The sequence below is a fragment of the Arcticibacterium sp. genome, from assembly GCF_055134445.1.
The window spans coordinates 1-23,952 of record NZ_JBSRVI010000021.1 but is presented as its reverse complement, the minus strand read 5'-3'; the positions used below and the strand labels follow the sequence as shown (position 1 = coordinate 23,952).

Here is a 23,952-nt window from a genome sequence, read left to right as displayed (position 1 = left end):
TGTACCGAAAAATAAACGCTTTTGGCGATACCAAGTAATTTCTACAATTTCACTTATTGAACGGATACAACTATCCAAAAACAAGCACTTACAAACGAATATATAAGTATAGTATCTGCACCTTTTGTCAGATACTCTATCGTTACTAGCAAGCGTAAAAAACAGTCGACAATGAAAAATAGAACATTACAAATGTTGACCATTGGTTTCCTAATCACGGTACTAATTGGATGTGGCGGAGTTTCACAAAATGAATACGACACTTTAAAAGCTGAAAATGAAAAACTAAAACACGAGATTGAAGACCTCAAATTTGGGCCTGACAAATTAATATCACTTGCTAAGTTATATCTTGACAACAAGGAATTCAATAAAGCCAAAACAGAACTTCAATCTTTGCTTGACAAACACCCTGCTTCACAAGAAGCAACAGAAGCAAAGCAACTTATTACCGCTGCAGACAACGGGATCAAAGACCAAAAATTAGCAGATGAAAAGGAAAAAATTGAAAAAGAAAAAGCGGAAAAAGAAAGACTTGTAAACGCCACAAAAAAATTAAGAACCAAATATGACGACATAAAAGGAATAACTTGGTATTATGACAAAGCGACACCGCAATACACCAACTATAACAGTTTTCATTTGTATATGGGTAAGGAGAAAACAGGAAAACCTTGGCTTCGTTTTAGAATACAATACACTGCTGACGATTGGTTATTTATTCAAAGCTATGTCATTAAGACTGATAATGACTCTTATACAATTTCAACCTCTTATGGTGAAGTAGAAACAGACAATGGTTCTGGCGACATTTGGGAGTGGTACGATGTTTCTATAGACAACAGACTTTACAACATTGTGAAAGATGTAATAAAATCTAAGTCAGTCAAACTCCGACATAATGGAAAACAATATTATAAGGACAGAACAATAACTGAAAAGGAAAAACAAGGACTTCAAAACATGTTAGATGCTTATGAAGCACTCGGTGGGTCAACGAACTTCTGACAGAACGCCAGCCTGAAACAGCACCTACAAGAAATTGGCGGTTAAGTGGTTAAATGAAGCTTTGTGCTTTGTACCAAGTTCATTGCTGGCAGACAGTTTAGTGCTTCGAAATCGATAACTTCTTGTAGCTGCAAACCGTTAAGTGAGATATTAAAATGACAAGATGACAATGAAGAAATGGATTGAAAAAAATATTTGGTGGACAACTTTTTTAGCAGTTTTCACTGTTGGATTATTGATTGTTTTGTCTTATTCCTTTTTTAAAGACAACTACACCCTTAAAGATGTGACTCTCTCAGACTGGCTAAGCTATTTTGCTGCTAGTGGAACAATTGGCGGTTTTTTATATCTTATTCTTGATAAGATTTTAAGTGAAAAAGAAATCAATCATTTAAAATGGCAATCAGAAATACCATTTGTGACATTATCTTCACCCTGTGACCCGACAGCAAGCTATTGTGAAATAAATATTTTGGAATACAACACAGGATTTGAAGAACGTGGAAGTGGCTATTTTTCAGTTTGTAATTTAGGGCGAACAAACGCTTATGACATAAAGATTCTATTTTACACCAAAGACGAGTTCATAGAGAGTAACATTTTTAACAGACATTATATCCCATACTTACCACCTTTGGCATCGACTAGTTATGGCTACCATAGCTATAGAGAATATATTTATTCAAATTACAACGTGAATCCTGATACTAAGGAGATTTCTAATTCAAAGTTTGAAATCTGCGGTTGTTTGACAAATTGTGCTATTTCAATAGTCAATAAGGACGAGAAATATTTTTTCGCTAAAATTGAATATTACTCTTCTTTCAGCAAAAAACATAGATATAAAATTACCTCAACACTAAGAATTAATGTTATCTGCCAATCCGATACTGCACAAGGACAAAACGTGAGGATAAAAGGTATAAATACATTGGACTATGACTATGAGAAAAGTTGAAAACACCTCACATTGTCCAGTAGATAAGGGGAGTTTCCCCCCTTACCTCTCACAAACAGTTCCGCGACGCGTAGTCCGAGACGCGTAGTCCGCGACGCGTAGTCCGAGATGCGTAGTCCGAGACACGTAGTCGTAAACCTCTCTATTCATGCGGCTCTTGTTGTACGATCTTGGATTTAAGTTCTTCCAAACTTGTATCCCAGCTGAAAATGTAAACATCATTAAGTATGGTAGTTTTATTTTTGGACAGGAGAAAAAAAAGAATATCAACAAATAATGCGGTAAGCTTTCACAAAAAAGCTTTAGTTTGAACGCTAAAAGATACTAAAACGAAAGAAAGTCTTATGGAAAACCATAAAATGAAAGCTTCAACCAGAGAACAGCTGAAGAAAACAAGTACACCTACCATAGCGTCGATTTTATTCAAACTCGGTTTAAAATTTCAATTCATTCAAGACGTCAGACCATTGTCTGCCCTCAAAGAAAATATGGTGGGAGAAGCTTTTACTTTAAGATATATTCCAGCAAGGGAGGATTTAAATGAGATGTCGGTTTTTAGAGACCCTAAGCATCCGCAACGGGTAGCCATAGAAACCTGCCCAGAGGGAGCCGTATTGATTATGGATAGCCGTAAGTCTGCTAGGGCAGCATCAGCTGGTTCCATATTAATTACGAGACTCATGGTGCGTGGAGCCGCAGGAGTGGTAACCGATGGCGGATTTAGAGATTCCCAGATTATTGCCAATTTAGATTTCCCTTCCTTCCATAAAGCACCTTCGGCACCTACTAATTTGACCTTAAATCAGGCATTAGATATCAATGTTCCTATTGGCTGTGGAGATGTAGCCGTTTTCCCAGGTGACGTCATTGTGGGCGATGCGGATGGCGTTATGGTCATTCCAGCAAATTTGGCTGATACCGTTGCCGAGCAAGCAAAAAGTATGGAATTGTATGAGGAATTTGTCACAGAACGAGTCTTAGCAGGAGACACTATTATTGGACTTTACCCTATGACCTCAGAAGAAGTTTCTAAAAAATTTGAAGCATGGAAATCAAATAAATAAGGATATTATTGCTGTGCAAAAGGCTATTTAACGCTAAAATGGATTCATTTCAAATATATTTTATACGATCCTTTTTGAGCGTTATGGTATAGAGAAAGTACGATACATAATTTCCCCTTACAATATTGCACAAATAGTTATTATTAACGCCTTCAGGTTTCTTCATACCGCCAAAGAATTTGACGCAACCAGAATTGGTGTGACGAGCCAATCAATTAAACTCTTCACACAGCACATTTATCTCCTAGCTCCATTGACAAGTGGCCATGGCATTTCATCGTTGGAATTGCCTAATCCTATTGGTACACTAGTTTGAATGGGTATGAGTGCCACTGCACTTCCTAAAAAAACTATATCATTTCTGGATGTTTCTCCACTACCGAAACGCCCCATTGGGCAATAGATTGAACGACAGGAATCAATGTTTTTCCAAAATCCGTTAGCGAATACTCTACTTTCAGCGGCGGTTTTAAAGTAAAGACTTTCCGCTCTATTATGCCATCCTCTTCTAAGGTTTTTAACTGCAAACTTAAGGTACGCTCTGTTACAGTTGGCATTTCTTTCCTAAGCTCGTTATAACGAAGTTTCCCGTCTATCAAATGAAATAGAATCACTGTTTTCCACTTTCCACCAATCATGCCCATGGTTAAGCTGGCACAGCAAGGGTATTCTTTTCCTTTAAAATTGTACATGATTCTACCGATTGATTCAACTATCCTTTTAGACCGTTATTGCGAAGATAAAATACTATACTTAGTTTTGCAACTATAATATTTATAGTATTGTTTTAGTAGGTAAGAAAGCGTCACTACACCCTATAGATAAGAAAGAGCTAAATGGGTTTGACCTATCATCCTAATAAAATAAAGACATGAGTAAATCGATATTAATTACAGGAAGTACAGACGGCATCGGAAAACTAGCCGCTATAAAACTGGCAAAAGACGGCCACCAGATTTATCTGCATGGCAGAAATTCTGAGAAACTGGATATGGTTATTTCCGAAATCAAAACATTGAGCAATAATGAAAACATTAAAGGCTTTGTAGCAGATTTCTCTGATTTGTCTGCTGTCAAAATGATGGCAACTCAGGTAAAAGAAGAAATTTCAAAACTAGATGTCCTCATCAATAATGCTGGCGTTTTCACTAGCCCAATTCATAAAACCAAAGATGGTTTAGACATCCGTTTTGCGGTCAATTACTTGGCCCCTTATATTTTAACGGAAGCCTTATTACCGCTACTTCAAGCGGGCTCAAACCCACGCATTATCAATTTGAGTTCGGCAGCACAAGCTCTGGTTTCAATGCGAGCACTTTCTGGGCAAAGCGAGATTCCTGCTCAGGGTTCTTATGCACAAAGCAAACTGGCCCTCACCATGTGGAGTTTTGATTTGGCAAAAAAGGAACCCGGAATCGTGGTAATTGCGGTAAATCCAGGTTCTCTACTAAACACGAATATGGTAAGAGAAGCCTATGGAAATCATTGGTCACCGGCCGACAAAGGTGCTAACATCTTATATGACTTGGCCGTTTCAGCGGAATATAAAGCATCTTCTGGCCAATACTTTGATAATGACAAGGGTGAAGAAAAGGGACTTTTCGGAAAGGCACACCCAGACGCTTATGATAATCAGGCTATAAAAAGACTGTTGAATGCTACAATGGCCATCATCTAAAATTTAACCCAGGTTTTTCCATTGGAGAATCGTAATGAGTTGTCAAAGTGTAATAAATCAGGCATATAAACGAGATTAGTTTAGCGGTTTACCTTTAGCTTACCGATGAACGCAATTTAGCTACGACCCCGATAAAAGTGGGAGGTTTTCTAAGGCATAAAAGGTTAAAACACTAAAAGCTAATTTGCAGCAGCCATACACTCTATCTCCACCTTAACCCCTAGTGGTAAGGCTCCTTGTAGGGCACTTCTGGCTGGTTTGTTTTCTGGGAAATATTTGACATAGGCGGCACTCATGGCTCCAAATTCAGACATTTCGGCAAGCATACAGGTGCATTTTATCACTTTATCCATAGAGGAGCCGTTGGCTTCTAAAATAGTCTTGATGTTTTCCATCGTCTGGACAGTCTCCGCCGTTATCCCACCTTCCACTATAGTACCATCAGGCAAAGCCCCTATCTGCCCAGAAACATATATGATGTCGTCATATTTAACCGCTTGAGAATAGGGTCTATTTAATTTGGCAAAGGCTTCGGTTTGATAATAATCAGCAGTTTCTTGCTCTGTTTCTTGACAAGAAAATAAAAGGACTAAAAAAGGCAGATACAATAATTTCATTTTTATAAAATTTAATTCTAAAACGTATTTTAAACAGCGACTTTGATTAAAGTTTTCAAATAATCCTCATCCACAAAAGCCCCCAAGCCATTGCCTTTCGGCATGGTTACTTGACCATCTTTAGCATAAGTAATACCAGCCACAACAGGATCTTCCTCAAACATAAGAGGCGTATCAAAATCAAAGAATTGAACACTATCACTCACTAAAGCCAGATGAGCTGAAGCCGTAAAACCAATCCTAGATTCTAGAAAACCACCCACCTGAAGACTCAGGTTTGCCTTTTCTGCCAATGCTATAATCTTGAGTGCCTTAAATATTCCAGAAGATTTCCCCAATTTGATATTGATGGCATCACAGGCATTTAGTCCTATCAGTCTTTTGGCATCATGATGGTCTAAACAAGACTCATCTGCCATAATAATAATGGGGCTCTGATCTTTCACTTTCGACAGTTCCATAAAGTCCCATCTGGGTATGGGTTCTTCGCAGTGTTGAATATAAAAGGGCTCTAGTGCCTTTAAAGTGGAAATAGCCTCAGAAACACACCAACCTTGGTTGGCATCTATCCTTAACGGAATATCCATTCCTATACTTTCTCTTATGGCTTTGATGCGTTGCACATCCTTTTCTCCACCCTTTCCAAGTTTTACTTTAATAATCTGAAAGCCCCTTTCTTTTATTTTAAGAGCATCGGCAGCCATTTTGGAAGGCTCACCTATACTTACCGTATAGTCTGTTAGGAGTGTTTTGTTGTTCTCTCCTCCTAAAAATTGATACAGTGGAAGTTTTGCGGCCTGAGCCGCGATGTCGAAAAGAGCGATATCAAAGGCACTCTTGATGCTGGTATTTCCAAAAATGGTCCTATCCATCTGGCCAGAACACGTTGCTATATCCGTGGGGTCAAGCCCTTTTAAGCCTTTGGCCAAATACTGAGCCACCACAAAACAGGTGTCCATACTTTCACCATTAATCGGTAAAAAGGGACTGCACTCTCCTAGCCCTACCAGCCCTTGATCGGTGTAGATACGCACTATCACATTCTCTGCGTATTCCATAATACCTAAAGAAATCACAAAAGGCTCTATCAGCTTTATAGGAGATTTGAAAATCTCAATTTCGGTTATCTTCATTTTTACTTCTTAACACCATTATACTTTTCCATAATCCTTATCACTTGCTCAATCGGTAAAGATGGCATTTCATGCCCATCCTGCCCTTTAATTGTTTTTGCAGCAAAAAGTGAGTTATAAATAGCCTCTTGAGTGGCCTCTATGGTGGCCAAAAACAAGGGGGTCACGGCATCATTTGTCAGGTATTTATTTTCAGATACGGCAGATGAACTGCTATTAGGTATAAAGTTTTCTTTGGCGGTAGACACCGCTATCACGTAATCTCCACTTCCATTTGAGGCTATCCCTCCTGTCTTAGCCAGTCCCATGATGGCTCTTTTCGCCATTCTTTCTAGGTTTCTAGCGTCTACGGGAGCATCTGTCATCACCACTATCATACAGGAGCCGTCTACATCATAGGTGTAAGCCCTTGGGTAATTGTCTAATTCTTTAGCTATAGGTACCCCATTGAGTTCAAATACCCCACCGAAGTTGGTTTGTACCAAAACGCCTACGGTATACCCTCCTAATTTTTCTGGAATTACCCTAGAGGAAGTACCTATCCCTCCTTTATATTGAAAACAGACCGTTCCTGTTCCTGCACCTATGCTGCCCTCCTCTACCTTTCCAGATTTAGCATTTTCTATGGCACTTAAAACATGGGACTCTTTCACATGTCTGCCTCTTATATCGTTGAGCCAACCATCGTTGGTTTCACCAACCACCGTATTCACAGACCTTACGTTTTCATTTCCTGGCTGAGCCAAGGTATACGAAATTAAGGCATCAGAAGCAGCTGGCACACTCAGTGTGTTAGTCAAAACGATAGGTGTTTCTAGGTTACCGAGTTCTTTTACCTGACTGTAACCCGCCAGTTTCCCATAGCCATTGCCAATGTATATGGCCGCAGGGACTTTCCATTGGTAAATATTGCCATCATGAGGCATTATGGCGGTAACACCTGTTCTTATGCTATCGCCAATCGCTAAAGTGGTATGCCCTACTTTCACACCAGATACGTCGGTAATGGCATTGTTTTCACCCGGCTTTAAAACACCGACTTCAATACCATAATCTCTCAATCTTTTATTCTGAGAATAACCATCAAAAGAAAACATAGTTAAAACAATTACAAGGGAAGGCAGAATATACTTCTTCATATAGTGCGTTAGGAGTAACAAAAAAAGAACCTCTACAATATAAAGGACAAAAACTTAAAAGTGTTAACGCTAAGTGGCAATTATAGTAATTAAAAAAGTTTGTCCTATTTAAAATAACAAGAATACAATAATGCCGCTTTTTTCAAAATATGCCATTAATGTTATAACCGGCATAAAAAAATCGGCAGAGAAATAATATCTCTGCCGATTCTAACAATAAACCTTAACCCTAAACTATGAAAAAATATGTCTTTAATCTCTTTGAACTGTTGGCCCCTTAACGTTCAACACCTTGAACTCGGTACGCCTGTTTAGTTGATGTTTGTTTTCACTACAATCAACGCCGTCTGCACATCCATTAACCAGCATGGACTCTCCAAAACCGCTGGCTAATAATCTTTCCTCCCCTATCCCTTTCTTTGCTAAATACTCTACTACAGCTTTGGCCCTGCTGTCTGATAACTCTTGGTTGAAGTCTGTACTCGACCTGCTATCTGTATGCGATCTTATCTCGATGGCTAGACTTGGATATTTTTTGAGTATTGGTAAAACCGTGTTATCCAATTCCTTTCTAGCGTCTCTTCGAATTTCTGATTTACCGTAGTTATAGTAAATGTTTTCGATTCTAAATATATCACCTTCAGCAATCATGCCAAGATTTTGTTCATAGGTAACATTATCGTTTCTTTTGGCTTTTACTTTACCTATTTCTTCGGTATTTGTAGCATAATTGTCTTTCACAGCAGATACCACATACTTACCCTTTTTAGTAGGCTGAAACTCGTATTTCCCATCTTTTCCAGTAATTACTGTTTCCGTACTCTCATCTTTTTCGTTGGTCAATACCACCGTTGCTCCGGCTATAGGCTCATTGGTCAATTCGGACCTAATAGTCCCTTTTACCAATGGTAATTTAGAAGACTGTAAATAAATTTTTATCTCCGCTCCAGCGTTTTGTGAAGTGGCCATACTGCCATAACCTACGGCATTGGCCTCGTAACCTTCTTTAAAAGCTTTGAACTCAAATTCTAAACCAGTAGCCATACATATAGTCACTGAACCAGAATTATCCGTAGTAAACAAATCTTGATTAACACCATTTTTTATCAGCCTTACTTCCGCACCCGAAAGAAGCTGATTGGTACCTGCATCGTAAACCAGTACTTTAAGTTCTCTGCACTTTCTACTAAACGCATAAATATTATCATCAGAGTACCCCTTTTTCCTATTGGATGCGAAAAATCCTGAGTTTCTATTTCCGTCGGTAATTAAACTAAAATCGTCTTTTTCCGAATTAATAGGTGCTCCTAAATTTTCTGGAAGTGTTACAGGTTTATCCTTGTCTAATTCTACAAAAAACACATCTAATCCACCCAAACCCGCGTGACCATCAGAAGCAAAGTATAAATTATCAAACTCATCCATAAACGGAAACATCTCGTTTCCTTCGGAATTAATATCACGCCCCAGGTTTACCGGATTACCCCAGTTGCCTTCATTATATTCCACCACATATAAATCTGTACCACCATACCCGCCGGGCATATCAGATACAAAATACATTTTGGTATTGGCCATGTTCAGCGTAGGATGCCCACAAGAATATTCGTCAGAGTTAAATGGCAATTCGTCTATATGATCCCACTTCTTTCCATCAAACTTGGCAGAATATAATTTGAGTTTATTTATCCCCTCTGCACTTTTCTGTGTTTTGTTTCCTAAATGATTATTTCTTGTAAAAATCACTTGTTTCTGGTCACTAAAGAATGTCACCGGCCCTTCGTGATACTTGGAATTCAATTTCTTACTAAATACCTCTAAATCCTCTAAGGCTGCCAATTCACCACTTTTTTTGCTACTTGATAGCGATGCGGTGGGCTTATCACCCCAATTCACAGATAGAGAAGTGGTATCTGGATATTGAAAAAGATCTAAAAAAGGAGTTTGGCTGTTCATAAACACCCGCTTAATAAAAGTGTCTTCCTCTCTAGCCGATACAAAAACCAAACCCTTGCCAAAATACATCGGACTAAAATCTGCCTGTCTTGAGTTAATGGCATCCAAATATTTAATTCTGTACAAGGAAGAATCTCTAGCAAAATTTGACCTATCCATATAAGCCACTGTAAAGTTCTTGGCCCTTAAGTCGGTAGTTTGTCGCTCTCCATACATAGAATAGTATTTCTGAGACTCACGATATTTAGAGTTACTAGCCAATACTTGTGCGAAGTATAAGTACTCTTTGCTATCTAAAACGCTTTCATGATTTTTAAAAAGACTTCTATAGACCCGCTCCGCATTGGTATGGTCTTGAAGCTTTTTATAACAAAAAGCTAACTTAGACAATGCTTCTGCCAGGTCTTGGTCATTGGCTTTAGCACTTTCTACAAAAGCCTCATAATGCTTTACGGCTTCCACATAACTTAATCTCTCGAAGTCACGGTTTCCCGCCTTCAAACTGGCTTGCGAAAATGACTGTAAAACTATTAGAGTAAAGAGGGTTAATAGTCCAGCACATTTTTTAAACATGGACATTTTTATATTCATTTTCCTTATTAGGATTTGCACACTAATAAGTTACCAAAAGCCATGCCAAAACATTTCTGAAGAATTCAGAATGCTTGAAATTGAAGCTATTTCAGCGTAAAAACTACCTCTAATATAGTTTCAGAAGATTTTCCGATTTTAAATTTTTCTGAGATTCTATGTCCCACCAGCCATACAATTTCATTTCCAGAGCATAAAACCAAGGTCTTTTCCTTATCATAAACGGGTACTTTCTGATTGATAAGATAATCGGAAACACGCTTATTTCCTTTCATGCCAAAGGGTTGAAAAATGTCGCCATTCCTCCAATTTCTTAACACTAAGGGGAACTTCAACTTTTGGGTATCTAAATAAGCCTTGTTGGGACTTTTCAACGCTTCTAATGCAGGAAGATCCTCAACTTCTTTGAAATTCAATTGACCAAAGGCAAAACTTATTTCCGTCAGATCTTTCTCTATACGTAAGTCTACCTCCGTATTTAAAACCACAGGTGTTATCAATACTTTATCTCTATCAAACAATAAGCGGTGTGTTGAACTCAAAAATTGACGCCCAGAATGATACTGCTCCTCTTCAAAAATGGAAAGAACACTGGCATAATTAAAGTTCAATTCCTCTAACCAGAACTCCACTAAAGTCCTGCTAGAACCTTCAAAAAAAACCTTTTGGGATATCTCAAAATCAGGGCCATTGCTTTTAACACTTTGTTCTTTAAAAATTACCAATTGACTTTTTATGAAATCCAGTGCGTGATTTACCCTAGCACTCGTATGAGAAAAATTTTCTATCAGTTTGGGGTTCAATTTCTCTAAAAGTGGGACCACTTGGTGTCGAACAAAGTTCCTATGGTATTTATCCGACGAGTTTGAACTGTCTTCTCTCCATGGTATATGATGCTCTTTTGCAAAGGCTAATAATTCCTCTTTTCGAGCAAAAAGAATCGGTCTTATTAGATTTTTACTTTTAGGTAAAATTCCTTTTAAACCATTTATTCCTGTACCTCGTGTAAGGTTTAAAAGTGCGGTTTCTAAAGAATCACTGGCGTGATGAGCAGTCGCTACAAAATCCAAATTATGTTTCACAAGCAAACTATCAAACCAAGGATACCTTAAAACTCTAGCGGCCATTTGTGTTGAAATTTTCTCCTCACTGGCTACTTTCAAGGTTTCAAATTGAATAGTTTCAAAAACCAAACCCCTTTCTTGGCAATAGTTTCTTATCATACTTTCATCCCCTTCAGATGCCTCTCCCCTTAAAGAAAAGTTGCAATGAGCCACTACTATTCTATAGGATGTAGATTCAAATAAACGAAGCATAACCATAGAGTCTACTCCACCACTAACAGCCAATAGAATACCCGATTCTTCGGTAACATTTACTGTTTTCTTAAGGTATGTTAAAAAGGCAATATCCAATCTTTTATAGGCCATAATGCCACAAAAATACGCTAATTTTGCCCCGTAATTTTAACAAACAGTGTTCTTGAAACCTCTTCAATATATTCTTCTACTGCTGCCACTCCTTATATCCATAAAGGTTACGGCACAAAAGCCACTTAACCCTACAGTTGACAGAGGGCCAAAATCAAGAATTGAGCTTATTAAAGCCGACTCACTGGTAGTCAATTCTGGAGAGAGTGAAATCAGGACATTTTATGGAGATGTTAAGTTTTTTCATAGGGGGGTTTATCTGAGTTGTAAAAAAGCCATTCATAATTCTGGCTCCAATAACTTGGTGGCTTATGGTAAGATCAGAATCAACCAAGGAGATACCTTAACCATCACAGGAGATACGCTTTACTACGATGGCGACACTAGATTTGCCAGAATTCATGGAAAACGAGTAATCATGACTGATGACGACATGACGCTAGAATCCACTAGAATGAACTACAATCTTAATACTGATTTAGCTTATTATTCTACACCTGGAATTATTCATCAGGATTCCGTACAGTTGACCAGCAAAACAGGTTTCTATAACACCCAATCAAAGATTTTCAATTACTACGGCGACGTAGAAATATTACACCCCGATTTTACACTTTGTACAGATACGCTAGATTATAACAGTAACACGAAAAGGGCTGATTTCAACTCCTATACCACCATTAACTCACCAGACGGAATTCTTTCAGCCAACAAGGGTTATTATTTTACAGACACCAAAAAGTCTAAATTTTACGGTAGATCTTTGGTAGAAAACGAAGAATACACTTTAGCCGCAGACACGCTAGACTTTAACATGACCACCGAAGAGGGTTTTGGCGTTGGAAATGTAGCCTTTTTCAGTAAAAAGGATAGTCTCTATTTAAATGGAGATTATGGCGAGAAACTTTCATCAAAAGGTATCACTAAAATGATAGGGAATACCCTAATGAGATCCATTAGTTCTGGAGATACTCTTTTCTTAAGGGCAGATTTTATTTATGCGTATCAAAACATAGCAGATGTTTATCCATTGGTATCCACCGACACGACACTTTCAGACAGTCTTAAAAATCTCGATTTACTGACGGATAGTTTGCAAATTTCGAAAGACAGTGTTTTTGTAGGAGAAATAAATCTTATCCCCGGTACACCCACCGCCCAAGAAATTTCCGATTCGCTTACTATAAATGTGACCCGTAAAGATTCTTTAGCTATAAAAGAACCCGAAAGCGAAGTAGATAAAATACAATTTATCATAGCTCATGGTACGGTCAAAATCTTTAGAGAAGATTTCCAATCCACCTGCGACTCTTTGAATTATAACCTGCTAGATTCTGTCATTACGTTTATTGGTAATCCGATGATTTGGAGTGGTGATAACCAGCTGGAAGGAGATACAATCACCACGATTATGGTTCATAACAAAATCAAGCGTATGTTTTTAAACCAAAACAGCTTTGTAATTGCTCAGGATTCGGTAAAAAACTTTAATCAAATTAAAGGCCGCCAAATTGTTGCACTTTTTGACGATAACAGCAGTATTAGACAGGTGGAAGTGGATGGTAACGGTGAAAGCATTTACTATGCCCTAGATGATTATAATAAGCTTATAGGAATAAACCGGGTGCAATGCAGTAAAATGCGATTATCATTTATAGAGAAAAAAGTTAAAAGGATATCCTTTATGGGGAGTCCAGAATCAAAGCTTATTCCTCCATTTGAAATAAAAGAGGGCCAGAATAAACTGCTTAATTTTTCATGGGATATCAACTTAAAACCTACTAAAAAAGAGGTTCTTGGCTCAAATTTTGCTGATAGTTCTATGGATAAGCGTCAAGAAATTGAAGAAGGGAACTCCATATTTTAAGATTTATTGTTAAAAAAGTAAAAAAAACAGTCTCCGAACAACCTTTTTACAGTTTTCTACGTCTATTAGACAAACATTGAAATATTATTGTATATTTTTGTTAAAACTAATTATTACTGAATGATTTAAGATTTACAAAGGAAATGCTAAACTCACGTAAAATATTGTTTTCCTTCTTGGCATTTTTGCTCACAGCATCTATAGCCATAGCTCAAGTGCAGGGCAGTAAGTCCAGACTTGATATTGGAAAAAATGCGAATCCTAGTAAAGTTTCTACTAAGCCAGTAAGTAATTATATTAGTAAAGTAAACTTACCCTCTGAGATTTCCGTAAACAGTAACTCTGTCATTAACGAATTTTATAAAGATCTATTATTGAAAAACAGTAATAAAGTGGTAACACCTAAAGTAGTGTATGTCACGGAAAGTGTTTTGAAAGATTTGAAAGAAAAGCTTTTTATTGATGAAGATATTAACATATCAAACATCTATCCTAATCCTGCAAATGACATTGCTCATTTAGACTACAAACTAAATAGTTCAAGAAAAAACGCCAAGGTTTCGTTTTATAATATATTGGGCGGCTCTGTGGCTGACTACAATTTAGATTCATATGACAATTCCCTAACCATACATACAAGGTCTTGGGATAATGGCGTTTACTTTTACCAACTCATTATAGATGGCAAAAAAGTGGCTACCAAAAAACTTCTTGTAAGACATAACTAATCTGTTAATTCTCCTTAAAATCTCGAGTAAACGTAATTATAAGAATTATAATCCGTTTCACTATCGACGCCTTTTATTACCTTTGCCGAATGAATTTCAAAAACCTTCTGAAACCGCTACTTTTCTTTACTATCCTAGGTTTATTTACCGCTTGTAACAGACAATTTACTCAGTTACAAAAGTCAGGAACTACAGATAGCAAATATAAAGCAGCCATCAAATACTATAACGAAGCAGATTACTTCCATGCTGGATTATTATTCGATGAAATTATCCCATTATTAAAAGGAGATTCTACCGCGGAAAAATCTCAGTTTTATAACGCCTACTGCAACTATTACCAAAGTCAGCATCAATTAAGCTCTTATCTTTTTAAGACCTTTTATGCTACCTATGCCAATAGTCCTTATGCGGAAGAGGCCTTTTATATGTATGCTTATTCTATGTTTAAAGACGCTCCAGCCTATAACCTAGACCAAGAGAGCACACTTACAGCGATAGACGCCTTACAAACATTTATTAATACTTTCCCGAAAAGTAAGTACGCAGAAAGTTGTAGTCAAAACCTCATTGACCTTAGAGAGCGACTGGAGAGGAAAGCTTACGAGAAAGCGGTGCTTTATTATAATACAAGTGGTGTAACCATAGCAAATTATAAGGCCGCTGTCGTTACAATTGATAATTTCAGGAGAGAATTTCCAGATTCGAGATATAACGAGGAATTGGGTTACATTCAAATTAAATCACAATTTGAATTGGCTGAAAATTCTTTTTTCATAAGACAGCATGAGCGTTACGCAAAGGCTATCACGCTACACGAAGTATTTGTGGACCAATACCCCTCTAGTAACTACAATAAAGAGTTAGCAGGCATCTACAAAGAAGCTCAGACGGAACTAGCTAAAATAATCAAACAAGAAGCTGAGATAGAGAAACTTAAAGCCGAAGAGTTAGAAAGACGCATAAAAGCAGCAGCCCAAGCCAAAGAAGAAGCTATTCTAGGCAAAAATTAAACAATATTGCCTAAGACATCTGCAATAAAAAGTGTACATTTGCAAATCATTTTAAAATTAAAAAACCAAAAGATGGCAGTTAATCCTTCAATTATTACAAGAGATACCGACAAATTGGCGGCCAAAACTAATAATATTTATAAGTCTGTTTACATCGCTTCTCAAAGAGCTAGACAGATTGCGGTGAAAACAAAAGATGAATTAACGTCTAAATTGGCGGAATTTGCCTCTACTGTAGATAATCTGGAAGAGATTTTTGAAAATAGAGAGCAGATTGAAATTTCTAAGTTCTATGAGCGTCAGCCTAAGCCTACGAGCATGTCTTTAGAAGAATTCGAAAACGACGAAGTTATATTCAGAGATAAAACAGAAAGTTCTTCTAGCTTAACTGAGCAAGCCTAGTTCTATCATCGCATTAAGGTTATATTAAAAAGCCCGTTAAAATTAAATTTTAACGGGCTTTTTCGTGTGTCTTAAAATCCCACAGAGTTCATAGTATAGTGCACTGCTATGCGTTTTTCGCTAAATATTAGACAAAAATAAAACCCTAATCGGGTTTTATTTCTTTTGTGCTTTTGGAGCTATAATAATGGTCAATCTCTTACCTTCAAGTTTTGGTGGAGCTTCTGCTTTACCAAATTCCTCTACAGACTCTAGAAACCTTCCTATCAACTCATACCCTCTATCCTTAAAAACTATTTGCCTTCCTACGAAGTGAACAAAAGCTTTAACCTTAGAGCCCTCCTGAAGGAAGTTCTGAGCATGCTTCAATTTAAAATCAAAATCATGGTCGTCCGTATTAGGACCGAATCTAATTTCCTTTATTACAGTTTTCTGCTGCTTGGCTTTTAATTCCTTTTGCTTCTTTTTCTGCTCATATTTGAATTTAGAATAATCTAATACTCTACAAACTGGAGGCTTTGAATTAGGTACAATCTCAATTAAATCTAAACCTTGCTCTCTGGCTAGTTCCCTGGCTTTATCTATTGGGTATACGCCCTGTTCTATGTTTTCTCCTACTAACCTAACTTCCGGTACACGGATACGTTCATTAATACGGTGGAGTTCTTCTTGCCTTACAGGTCTTCTAAAATTTTTCTTAAAGTGTTTTGCCATTCAGCAGTATATATAATTGAGATTTAATATTTAAACGGAGAAACCCTCCGTTTCCTAAAATTGCTTAAATTTTACCAAAAATAGGCTTTGTGTTACTTTGCACCAAACTTAGGAATATTTTTATTTATTTCTATTTTGGCATAAGCTGCAAATTCCTCTACAGTCATCTGTCCCATATCACCTTCGCCTTTCTTTCTTACAGAGACTTTTCCTTCCTCTTGTTCCTTCTCTCCTACTATGAGCATCAAAGGAATCTTGTTGATTTCTGCATCTCTAATCTTACGTCCTATCTTCTCGTCTCTATGATCTACATATCCACGAAATTCGTGTTCTTGTAAGTCTAAATAAAGCTCATTGGCATAATCCTCATACTTTTCAGAAATCGGTAATATGGCAATTTGCTCCGGAGAAAGCCAAAGCGGAAAGTTTCCTGCAGTGTTTTCAATCAAAATAGCAATAAATCGCTCCATGGAGCCAAAAGGTGCTCTGTGAATCATAACTGGTCTGTGCTTCTGATTATCAGAGCCCACATATTCCAACTCGAATCTATTAGGTAACTGATAATCTACTTGTATAGTTCCAAGTTGCCATTTACGACCCAAAGCATCTTTTACCATAAAATCCAATTTAGGGCCATAAAAAGCGGCTTCACCATATTCTATAACCGTGTCAAGTTCTTTCTCGCCAGCGGCGTTAATAATGGCCTGTTCTGCCCTATCCCAGTCCTCATCACTTCCTATATACTTACTTCTGTCTTCCTGACTTCTTAATGAAATCTGAGCACTATAGTCATCAAAGCCCAAAGACTTAAAAACATAGAGTACCAAGTCTATCACTTTTTTAAATTCTTCTTCTACCTGATGGTTGGCACAGAAAATATGAGCATCATCTTGCGTAAAACCTCTAACTCTGGTTAAACCATGTAACTCACCTGATTGCTCATAACGGTAAACCGTTCCAAATTCTGCCAACCTCAATGGTAAATCCTTATAACTTCGAGGTCTAGTTTTGAAAATTTCACAGTGATGCGGACAGTTCATAGGTTTAAGCATGAACTCCTCTCCTTCTTCTGGTGTCTTTATCGGTTGAAAAGAATCTTCTCCGTATTTTTCCCAGTGACCAGATGTTTCGTAAAGCTTTTTGCTACCAATATGAGGGGTTACCACCGGTAAGTATCCAGCCTTAAGCTGAGCTTTCTTTAGGAAGTTTTCAAGACGCTCTCTTAACATAGCACCTTTAGGAAGCCATAAAGGCAAACCTTTACCTACTTTCTCAGAAAACGCAAAAAGATCTAACTCTTGCCCTAGCTTCCTATGGTCTCTTTTTTTAGCTTCCTCCATCATAGTGAGGTACTCTTTCAACTCTCCTTGCTTAGGAAAAGTAATACCATAAATACGGGTAAGTTGCTTCTTAGATTGGTCACCCTTAAAAAAAGCACCTGCCACATTCGTAATTTTGGCAGCTTTAATAAAACCCGTGTTTGGAATATGCGGTCCTCTACATAAATCAGTAAAGTTACCTTGCTTATAGAACGTAATATTACCGTCTTCTAGACCTTCTAATAAGTCTAGCTTATATTCATCATTTTTCTCTTGGAAATAAGCTATAGCGTCAGCTTTTGTCATCGGAATGCGTTCAAACTCATTCTTTTGTCTAGCCAATTCAATCATTTTATCCTCTATTTTTCCAAAATCATTAGAAGAAATAGCCTGCTCTCCAGCATCCACATCATAATAGAAGCCGTTTTCAACGGGTGGCCCTATCCAAAACTTAATACCAGGATAAAGCTCTTCTAAGGCCTCCGCCATAAGGTGAGCAGACGAGTGCCAAAAAGTTGACTTCCCGTCTGTGTCTTTCCATGTCAACAACTGAACCTTGGCGTCCGTAGATATGGGTCTATTGGCATCCCAAACTTCTCCATTAACCTTAGCCGACAGCACATTTCTGGCTAAACCTTCCGAAATAGAAAGAGCTACATCCATGGCTGTAACTCCTTGTTCAAACGCTCTTACACTCCCGTCTGGCAGCGAAATATTAATCATAAATCTGTTATTATATTCCTGTAGAACGATACTCTCGCTCAATTAAATTCGTAATTCTATCAAAGGCCGCCTTCACTTCCTCATCCTGGGGGAAAACCTTTTGGGCTTTTAAATACAATTCTTGTGCCTCTTTATTTCTGTACAATCGTTCTAGACAATATCCCGCACGAAGGTAAATATTTTTTTTCTTGGAAGATTTATCTATCTCCAGTTTAAAGCTTTCATAAGCTTTGGTAAAATTGCCATTTTTCAAATTGATATCACCTATATCTTCATTCACAAAAGAAGCAGAAGGTGAAATGGTCAATATTTCATCATAGATTTTCAATGCACTATCCTGTTTCCCAAGACGCTCCACCACTTTACCTCTATTATATAAGAGCCCAACGTGCGTTTGATTTTTTCTTAAATACTTAAACCCTTTTTCGTTAATTCTACCCGCCGAGTCTAACTTACCCTCCTTTAAATATGCTTTAGCCAAATAGTCATAAGCGTCAGGATTTTCTTCATCTAGGGCCAAAGCCTTATTCAGTAATCGGAATGCAGCATTCAAACTATCATATTTCATCAATAAGCTACCCTTTAGCTGCCAAGCTTGAGCGAACTCCGGCACCATCATTAAGGTCTCATCTATATACTGCTCTGCTAATTTAAGGCTGTCAACCTCAAGATAAAGTTTAGACAGATGCAAATAAAATAGCGGAGACTCCAATCCTGCTCCCGCCGCAATTTCTGCGGTTTGAATGGCTTCTTTTAACAATTTGAGGTTATACTGAATTTCAGATTTCAGGAATATATAATCTTGCCTATTAGGCTCCAAGGTTAAAGCCTGCTCTATATCCTTAAAAGCTTCCGAATTTCTTCCCAGCGAAGCCAGAATCTTTGCTCTTTTATAAAGAGCCTCATCAGAAATGGGATTATTTGTGATAATTTCATTCAGCCTAGCCAAACTTTTGAGCTGCAAAGCGTCAAAGTCCACTTCACCAATTTTGGGCAAAGCCGTGCCATCTCTTTGATTTTTGGCACAGGAAGCGAGTAATAAAACAGTAAAAATTAGAAAATACCGCACTTGAGGTTCTTAGAATGAGCCGTAAAGATCTGAATTTTTTGAATCAAGATAAAGATATTTCAAAAAACCTTTAAACAAAAAGAAGAATTAACCTCCACTCGCTATTTTAGTGAGATAAATGGTCTTTCTAACCTGGGTATATGTGGCTGGAGTATCTCTTTTTCTTTTCCCAAAAAGTCCTCTTTTTGGGGTCTTAGTTTGATTATCATTGACAGACATGGCCTCCATTTTATTTTTACTACCATTCGCTATAAAATAATTACCATACCAGAACTTAACCTCGTTATAAGAGGGCAAAAAGGCTAGATTTTTAGTGGCTTTGGGGTCTCTCACTTCATTTGAGAGTTTATAAAGCAATGGCTTGGTACCTATATTAAAGTTGTTTGCCGCTAAGTCTCCTCTCAAACAATAAGATACTGCACCTTTTTCATTATAGGCCAAAGCTGGCTGAATTTCATTAGAAAGGTTATTGATGTCAATCCTATTAGAACTTAATAGTTCTCCTTCCGGCGTTAACTCCATCACAAAACCCGTAGGATAGTGAAACCCTCTAAAAACCTGCCTGGTCGTAGAATTGCTTCTTTGGTTATAATAACCATACCTATTATTATACCTGCTTCCATAGGCTCCACCGTAGGGAGAAGAATTATAATAGGCATTAGGATTCTGCTCTGTAATAGACTGGTATTGAGCCTTTAGAAATACACCTCCAAAGATAATACTATCATCACCCTCTATGGGGGCATTAGAAAGGAAATTATACGACTTTAATATTTCCTGTAAATCCTCAACAGAAAGACTACGATTTCCTTTTAAAAGTGTGGTGAAAGAATAGGTTTTCATACTACCACCTTCGGTCAAATCATAAACATAAATCCCCTTATCACCTAGATTCGATTGATAGGTACCTAAAACCACTTTTTTACCCGACCGCAGTCTTACTAAACTGGCATCCATCGGAAATTTGCCTCCAGTTTGTTTGATATCCTTTTTAAATAAAATTGTTCCGGTGGTGTCTAAAATGGCGTGCGTTATAAAAGCATCCTTAATAAACTCTCCTTTTTTCTTTTTTTCGTTGGCGTACCCCTTCGTTTTTACAGACCAAAGACTTTCAATTTGATTTTTCTCTGGCAAATATTCAAATAAGTTAACAGCTACTTTTCCTGTTATTTCACTTTCTTCTCTTAGTTGACCTATTTCCGTGTCAAAATTATGTGAGAAGAAAGCGGCACCTTTTTCGTTTGCACCAGCCATTAAGACTTTGTTATCCAAAAAAACGTAATCTTGATCCACAAAAAACGCTCTTAATTCAAAACCATCTTGCTTAATGACCCCGCTTTCAAGATTGAATTCAAAAACCTGGTAATACATTCCACTGGTTTCTGAAAAAAGTAAACTAATGTGATTATTGGCTATGGTGTAGGCCTTGGGAGCATCTTCGGCATCAAGGAATATTTCTTTCTCCCAGATCGTGTTTAAATCTGTGTCTAGTCTGAAAACCTTCGCTTTTGTGATGTCGGTTTTTACCATGAGGACTAAGCCCTGCTCTTTTAACGGAATAAGCATCTGCCATGTGGGTCTTCCTACAACCTCTATTTCCACATTTTTCTGTAATTGGGCAAAAAGATTCGTGCAGGATAAGAGTAAAATTAAAAACAGGTATTTCATATATTTTGAAAAACACTTCTATTTATGAAGGAACAATGATTGCTCAAAAGGTTAATTTTCAGACTTCTCTATGATAATATCGTATGCTTCTTTGGGCACCGGCTGGACAGATAATCTTTGAAGTTTAACTAAAGCAATATCTCTCAAACGATCATCTTCCTTTATTTCTTGTAAAGTAACGCCTCTTTGAAGTTTTTTGACGGGTTCTAGTTCTACCACCACCCATCTATCGTCATCTGTAGTAGGGTCTGGATAATGCTCTTTCACCACTTTGGCTATACCCATTACCTCTTTCCCGGCATTAGAATGATAAAAAAGAACCAAATCATTGACCTGCATGGCTTTCATGTGATTCCTGGCGGCATAATTTCTTACACCATCCCATTTATCTCTACCCAATTTTACAAAATCGTCCCAAGAATAGGTCTCAGGCTCCGTTTTAACCAACCAGAAATTCATATTTGAAAAAATTAATGCTAAATACAATTTAGGAAAACATTGCTAATCTTGACTTAAAACGGTTAAAGCATCACCAATCTTAAAAGAGCCATCTTTTAAGATTTCGCAAGTGATACCTCCATGTCCTCTCATGGCATTATAGCCACCCTTACCAAGGTTTTTCTCCATCCGTGTACAAGGATGGCATAAACCTGTCATTTTTAAAACGGCAGTTCCTAGGCTAAAGGTTGCATCCTTTAGTGCTAAAAGATTTATTCCCGAAACCACCACATTTCTTCTAACTTCTTGCGGATTAATCTCTTCCCTACCCAGCATGCTTCCTACGACCTGTAAATGTTCTTTTTGAATTAGCGTTAGCTGTCTCTTTTTATTTGTCCCCTTGTAGTGGTCTCCTGGCAATCCGCTTAAAACGCTGACATTAACCTCCACCACTTCTTTTAAAGCCACTACCCTTTCTGTTCTAATTCCTATCCATTCAATGAACCCCGGTTGTACAAAATGCTGCATTAAAGATTTTATGTCATCCTTATTATTAAACATCCTTGCTAGTTTATTTTAGGGAGTTTTTCATCCACAGCTTTATGGCCATACTTTTGAATTTTAGGGTAAGATTTACACAATGCTGTTATACCACACGCTCCACATTTGGGAGTACGTGCTAAACAGGTGTACCTTCCATGCAGAATCAACCAATGATGTGCCTTAGGGATAATGTCGTCAGAAAACTCTTTGACTAACTCTTTTTCTACCGTTAAAGGCGTTTTGGCTTTCAGTGAAACCAATCCCAGCCTATGTGATACCCTAAATACATGTGTATCTACGGCCATCGTTGGCATATTATGAATGACAGAAGCAATCACATTAGCCGTTTTTCTTCCCACCCCTGGCAGTCTCACCAGCTCCTCAATGGTTCCTGGCACTACATTATTAAAATCCTGAACTAACATTTTCCCCAAACCCACTAAATGTTTGGCTTTGTTATTTGGATAAGAAATGCTTCTAATCTGATCAAAAACTTCTTCCTGAGAAGCCGCCGCCAAAGCATGTGCATTAGGAAAAACATCAAAAAGATAGGGTGTTACCATATTCACCCTTTTGTCTGTACACTGTGCAGAAAGCACTACAGCTACTATAAGTTCAAAGGGATTAGTGTATTGTAACTCGGTCTCAGGGTTTGGTTGGTTGGTAGAAAAATAATCTATAATGCCTGCGTAGCGTTCTTTTTTTGTCATTTGAAATATAGGGTTTTGAAAGGCGAGCCTTTTGACAATAATAGAGAAGATAGTTTAATATCTAGCGAAATACATAGAAGAGGATTCATCCACTAATGAAGTCTGTTTATGTTATAACAACCATTATCTTACATTCTTTCTTCTATTTCGCTCAAAGTCTTCTAAAACAAAGCCACCTAAACCATCTAAATTAGAATAATAAGCCCTGCCATTATTTACCTTGGTAAAATCTCTTACAAATTGTTTCAAATAAGGGTCTGAGGCAATCATAAAAGTGGTTATAGGAATACTTAGCCTTCTGGCCTGAGCAGCAATGGTTAATGTCTTATTGACAATCTTACGGTCTAAACCGAAAGCATTTTTATAGTAATTGATACCTTCTTTTAGACAGGTAGGCTTACCGTCGGTAATCATGAAAATCTGCTTGTTTTTGGTTTTCCTTCTTCTCAATAAATCCATCGCCAGTTCTAAACCAGCTACGGTATTGGTATGATAGGGTCCTACTTCTAAATATGGAATATCTTTCAATTTAATGGTCCAAGCGTCATTTCCGAAAACCAGGATATCAAGATTATCTTTAGGGTATCTTGTTTTTATTAGCTCTGCCATAGCCAATGCTACTTTTTTAGCCGGAGTTATACGGTCTTCACCATAAAGAATCATGGAATGACTAATGTCAATCATCAAAACCGTAGAGGTATTGAGGTTGGTTTCGGTGTCCATCACCTCTAGATCTTTCTCGGTCAGTCTAAAGTTGTCGCCCAAACCACTATTGACCTGAGCATTTTTAAGACTCTCGGTCATGCTAATTTGCTCTAGACTATCGCCAAACTGAAAAGGTCTTATATCACTACTCTTTTCTCCTCCTTGGCCGGGGAACTTTGATTTATGATTTCCTCCACCTTTAGTTCTTTTTAGCTTACCAAATATTTCATTTAAACTTCGTTTCCTTATGCTTTGCTCACTCTTAGGTGTCATGGTCATTCCTCCACCTTCCTGCTCCTCTTCCTTGATATAGCCATTGTCTTTCAGGTCCTGAATAAAGTCTGCCATGGCATAGGTGTCGTCTGTAAGATTATACCTACGGTCTAGCTCATTCATATAATTAAGAGCCTCACTCACATCACCAGCAAAAATCAAAAGCAGCTGCTGAAAAATATCAAGGAGCTTTTCAAAGTTTGCCC

General features: G+C 37.6%; 22 protein-coding genes. 8 read left to right on the top strand and 14 right to left on the bottom strand.

Features of this window, described 5'->3' with window-relative positions:
- Positions 1-171 precede the first annotated feature (171 nt).
- From ACTBZY_RS02945 to ACTBZY_RS02935, 3 genes are all read left to right on the top strand, one after another.
- Positions 172-1,008: a tetratricopeptide repeat protein gene (locus tag ACTBZY_RS02945; RefSeq protein WP_463044836.1), complete on the top strand. Its 837-nt coding sequence runs from the start codon at positions 172-174 to the stop codon at positions 1,006-1,008.
- Positions 1,009-1,177: 169 nt separating this feature from the next.
- Positions 1,178-1,966: a hypothetical protein gene (locus tag ACTBZY_RS02940; protein ID WP_463044835.1), complete on the top strand. Its 789-nt coding sequence runs from the start codon at positions 1,178-1,180 to the stop codon at positions 1,964-1,966.
- Between the two features lie 344 nt (positions 1,967-2,310).
- Entirely contained in the window at positions 2,311-3,030 is a 720-nt protein-coding gene (locus ACTBZY_RS02935; protein WP_463044834.1) for a ribonuclease activity regulator RraA, read from the top strand.
- 350 nt (positions 3,031-3,380) lie between these two features.
- Here the strand turns inward: ACTBZY_RS02935 and ACTBZY_RS02930 are convergent, their stop codons facing one another.
- Positions 3,381-3,722 (bottom strand): winged helix-turn-helix transcriptional regulator, encoded by a 342-nt coding sequence (locus ACTBZY_RS02930; protein WP_463044833.1) that lies wholly within the window; start codon positions 3,720-3,722, stop codon positions 3,381-3,383.
- A 179-nt stretch (positions 3,723-3,901) separates the two neighbouring features.
- Here ACTBZY_RS02930 and ACTBZY_RS02925 point away from each other — a divergent pair, with 179 nt between their 5' ends.
- Positions 3,902-4,708, top strand: a complete 807-nt coding sequence (locus ACTBZY_RS02925; protein WP_463044832.1) for an SDR family NAD(P)-dependent oxidoreductase — start codon at positions 3,902-3,904, stop codon at positions 4,706-4,708.
- Positions 4,709-4,887: 179 nt separating this feature from the next.
- On the opposite strand, the gene ACTBZY_RS02920 is transcribed toward ACTBZY_RS02925, so the two are convergent.
- The 5 genes from ACTBZY_RS02920 to tilS form a co-directional block, all read right to left on the bottom strand.
- Positions 4,888-5,325, bottom strand: coding sequence for a RidA family protein (locus ACTBZY_RS02920; protein ID WP_463044831.1), 438 nt, complete (start codon positions 5,323-5,325; stop codon positions 4,888-4,890).
- Positions 5,326-5,354: 29 nt separating this feature from the next.
- A complete protein-coding gene (locus ACTBZY_RS02915; RefSeq protein WP_463044830.1) occupies positions 5,355-6,458 on the bottom strand; it encodes a mandelate racemase/muconate lactonizing enzyme family protein in 1,104 nt (367 codons plus the stop codon).
- A 2-nt stretch (positions 6,459-6,460) separates the two neighbouring features.
- Positions 6,461-7,597 carry a DmpA family aminopeptidase gene (locus tag ACTBZY_RS02910; protein ID WP_463044829.1) on the bottom strand — a complete coding sequence of 379 codons (1,137 nt, stop codon included), beginning with the start codon at positions 7,595-7,597 and terminating at the stop codon, positions 6,461-6,463.
- A 252-nt stretch (positions 7,598-7,849) separates the two neighbouring features.
- Complete coding sequence (locus ACTBZY_RS02905; protein WP_463044828.1) at positions 7,850-10,144, bottom strand: carboxypeptidase regulatory-like domain-containing protein; 2,295 nt, start codon at positions 10,142-10,144, stop codon at positions 7,850-7,852.
- An 86-nt stretch (positions 10,145-10,230) separates the two neighbouring features.
- Positions 10,231-11,574 (bottom strand): tRNA lysidine(34) synthetase TilS, encoded by a 1,344-nt coding sequence (gene tilS, locus ACTBZY_RS02900; RefSeq protein ID WP_463044827.1) that lies wholly within the window; start codon positions 11,572-11,574, stop codon positions 10,231-10,233.
- 52 nt (positions 11,575-11,626) lie between these two features.
- On the opposite strand from tilS, the gene ACTBZY_RS02895 reads away from it, so the two are divergent.
- The 4 genes from ACTBZY_RS02895 (at position 11,627) to ACTBZY_RS02880 (ending at position 15,584) form a co-directional block, all read left to right on the top strand.
- Positions 11,627-13,441, top strand: a complete 1,815-nt coding sequence (locus ACTBZY_RS02895; RefSeq protein ID WP_463044826.1) for an OstA-like protein — start codon at positions 11,627-11,629, stop codon at positions 13,439-13,441.
- A 143-nt stretch (positions 13,442-13,584) separates the two neighbouring features.
- Entirely contained in the window at positions 13,585-14,169 is a 585-nt protein-coding gene (locus ACTBZY_RS02890) for a T9SS type A sorting domain-containing protein (RefSeq protein ID WP_463044825.1), read from the top strand.
- Positions 14,170-14,258: 89 nt separating this feature from the next.
- A complete protein-coding gene (locus tag ACTBZY_RS02885; protein ID WP_463044824.1) occupies positions 14,259-15,182 on the top strand; it encodes an outer membrane protein assembly factor BamD in 924 nt (307 codons plus the stop codon).
- A gap of 72 nt (positions 15,183-15,254) precedes the next feature.
- The gene (locus ACTBZY_RS02880) at positions 15,255-15,584 is read left to right on the top strand and encodes a DNA-directed RNA polymerase subunit omega (protein ID WP_463044823.1); all 330 of its coding nucleotides are present in this window, start codon (positions 15,255-15,257) and stop codon (positions 15,582-15,584) included.
- 156 nt (positions 15,585-15,740) lie between these two features.
- Here the strand turns inward: ACTBZY_RS02880 and infC are convergent, their stop codons facing one another.
- From infC to ACTBZY_RS02840, 8 genes are all read right to left on the bottom strand, one after another.
- Positions 15,741-16,298 (bottom strand): translation initiation factor IF-3, encoded by a 558-nt coding sequence (infC, locus tag ACTBZY_RS02875; protein WP_463044822.1) that lies wholly within the window; start codon positions 16,296-16,298, stop codon positions 15,741-15,743.
- A 92-nt stretch (positions 16,299-16,390) separates the two neighbouring features.
- Positions 16,391-18,340 carry a threonine--tRNA ligase gene (gene thrS / locus ACTBZY_RS02870; protein WP_463044821.1) on the bottom strand — a complete coding sequence of 650 codons (1,950 nt, stop codon included), beginning with the start codon at positions 18,338-18,340 and terminating at the stop codon, positions 16,391-16,393.
- A gap of 10 nt (positions 18,341-18,350) precedes the next feature.
- The gene (locus ACTBZY_RS02865; protein ID WP_463044820.1) at positions 18,351-19,409 is read right to left on the bottom strand and encodes a tetratricopeptide repeat protein; all 1,059 of its coding nucleotides are present in this window, start codon (positions 19,407-19,409) and stop codon (positions 18,351-18,353) included.
- Positions 19,410-19,496: 87 nt separating this feature from the next.
- The gene (locus ACTBZY_RS02860) at positions 19,497-21,077 is read right to left on the bottom strand and encodes a hypothetical protein (RefSeq protein WP_463044819.1); all 1,581 of its coding nucleotides are present in this window, start codon (positions 21,075-21,077) and stop codon (positions 19,497-19,499) included.
- 51 nt (positions 21,078-21,128) lie between these two features.
- Complete coding sequence (locus tag ACTBZY_RS02855) at positions 21,129-21,536, bottom strand: EVE domain-containing protein (RefSeq protein WP_463044818.1); 408 nt, start codon at positions 21,534-21,536, stop codon at positions 21,129-21,131.
- A 42-nt stretch (positions 21,537-21,578) separates the two neighbouring features.
- A complete protein-coding gene (locus ACTBZY_RS02850; protein WP_463044817.1) occupies positions 21,579-22,076 on the bottom strand; it encodes an MOSC domain-containing protein in 498 nt (165 codons plus the stop codon).
- 5 nt (positions 22,077-22,081) lie between these two features.
- Complete coding sequence (nth, locus tag ACTBZY_RS02845) at positions 22,082-22,768, bottom strand: endonuclease III (protein ID WP_463044816.1); 687 nt, start codon at positions 22,766-22,768, stop codon at positions 22,082-22,084.
- 123 nt (positions 22,769-22,891) lie between these two features.
- Positions 22,892-23,952 (bottom strand): vWA domain-containing protein (locus ACTBZY_RS02840; protein ID WP_463044815.1); only part of this gene is annotated, 1,061 nt, incomplete at its 5' end.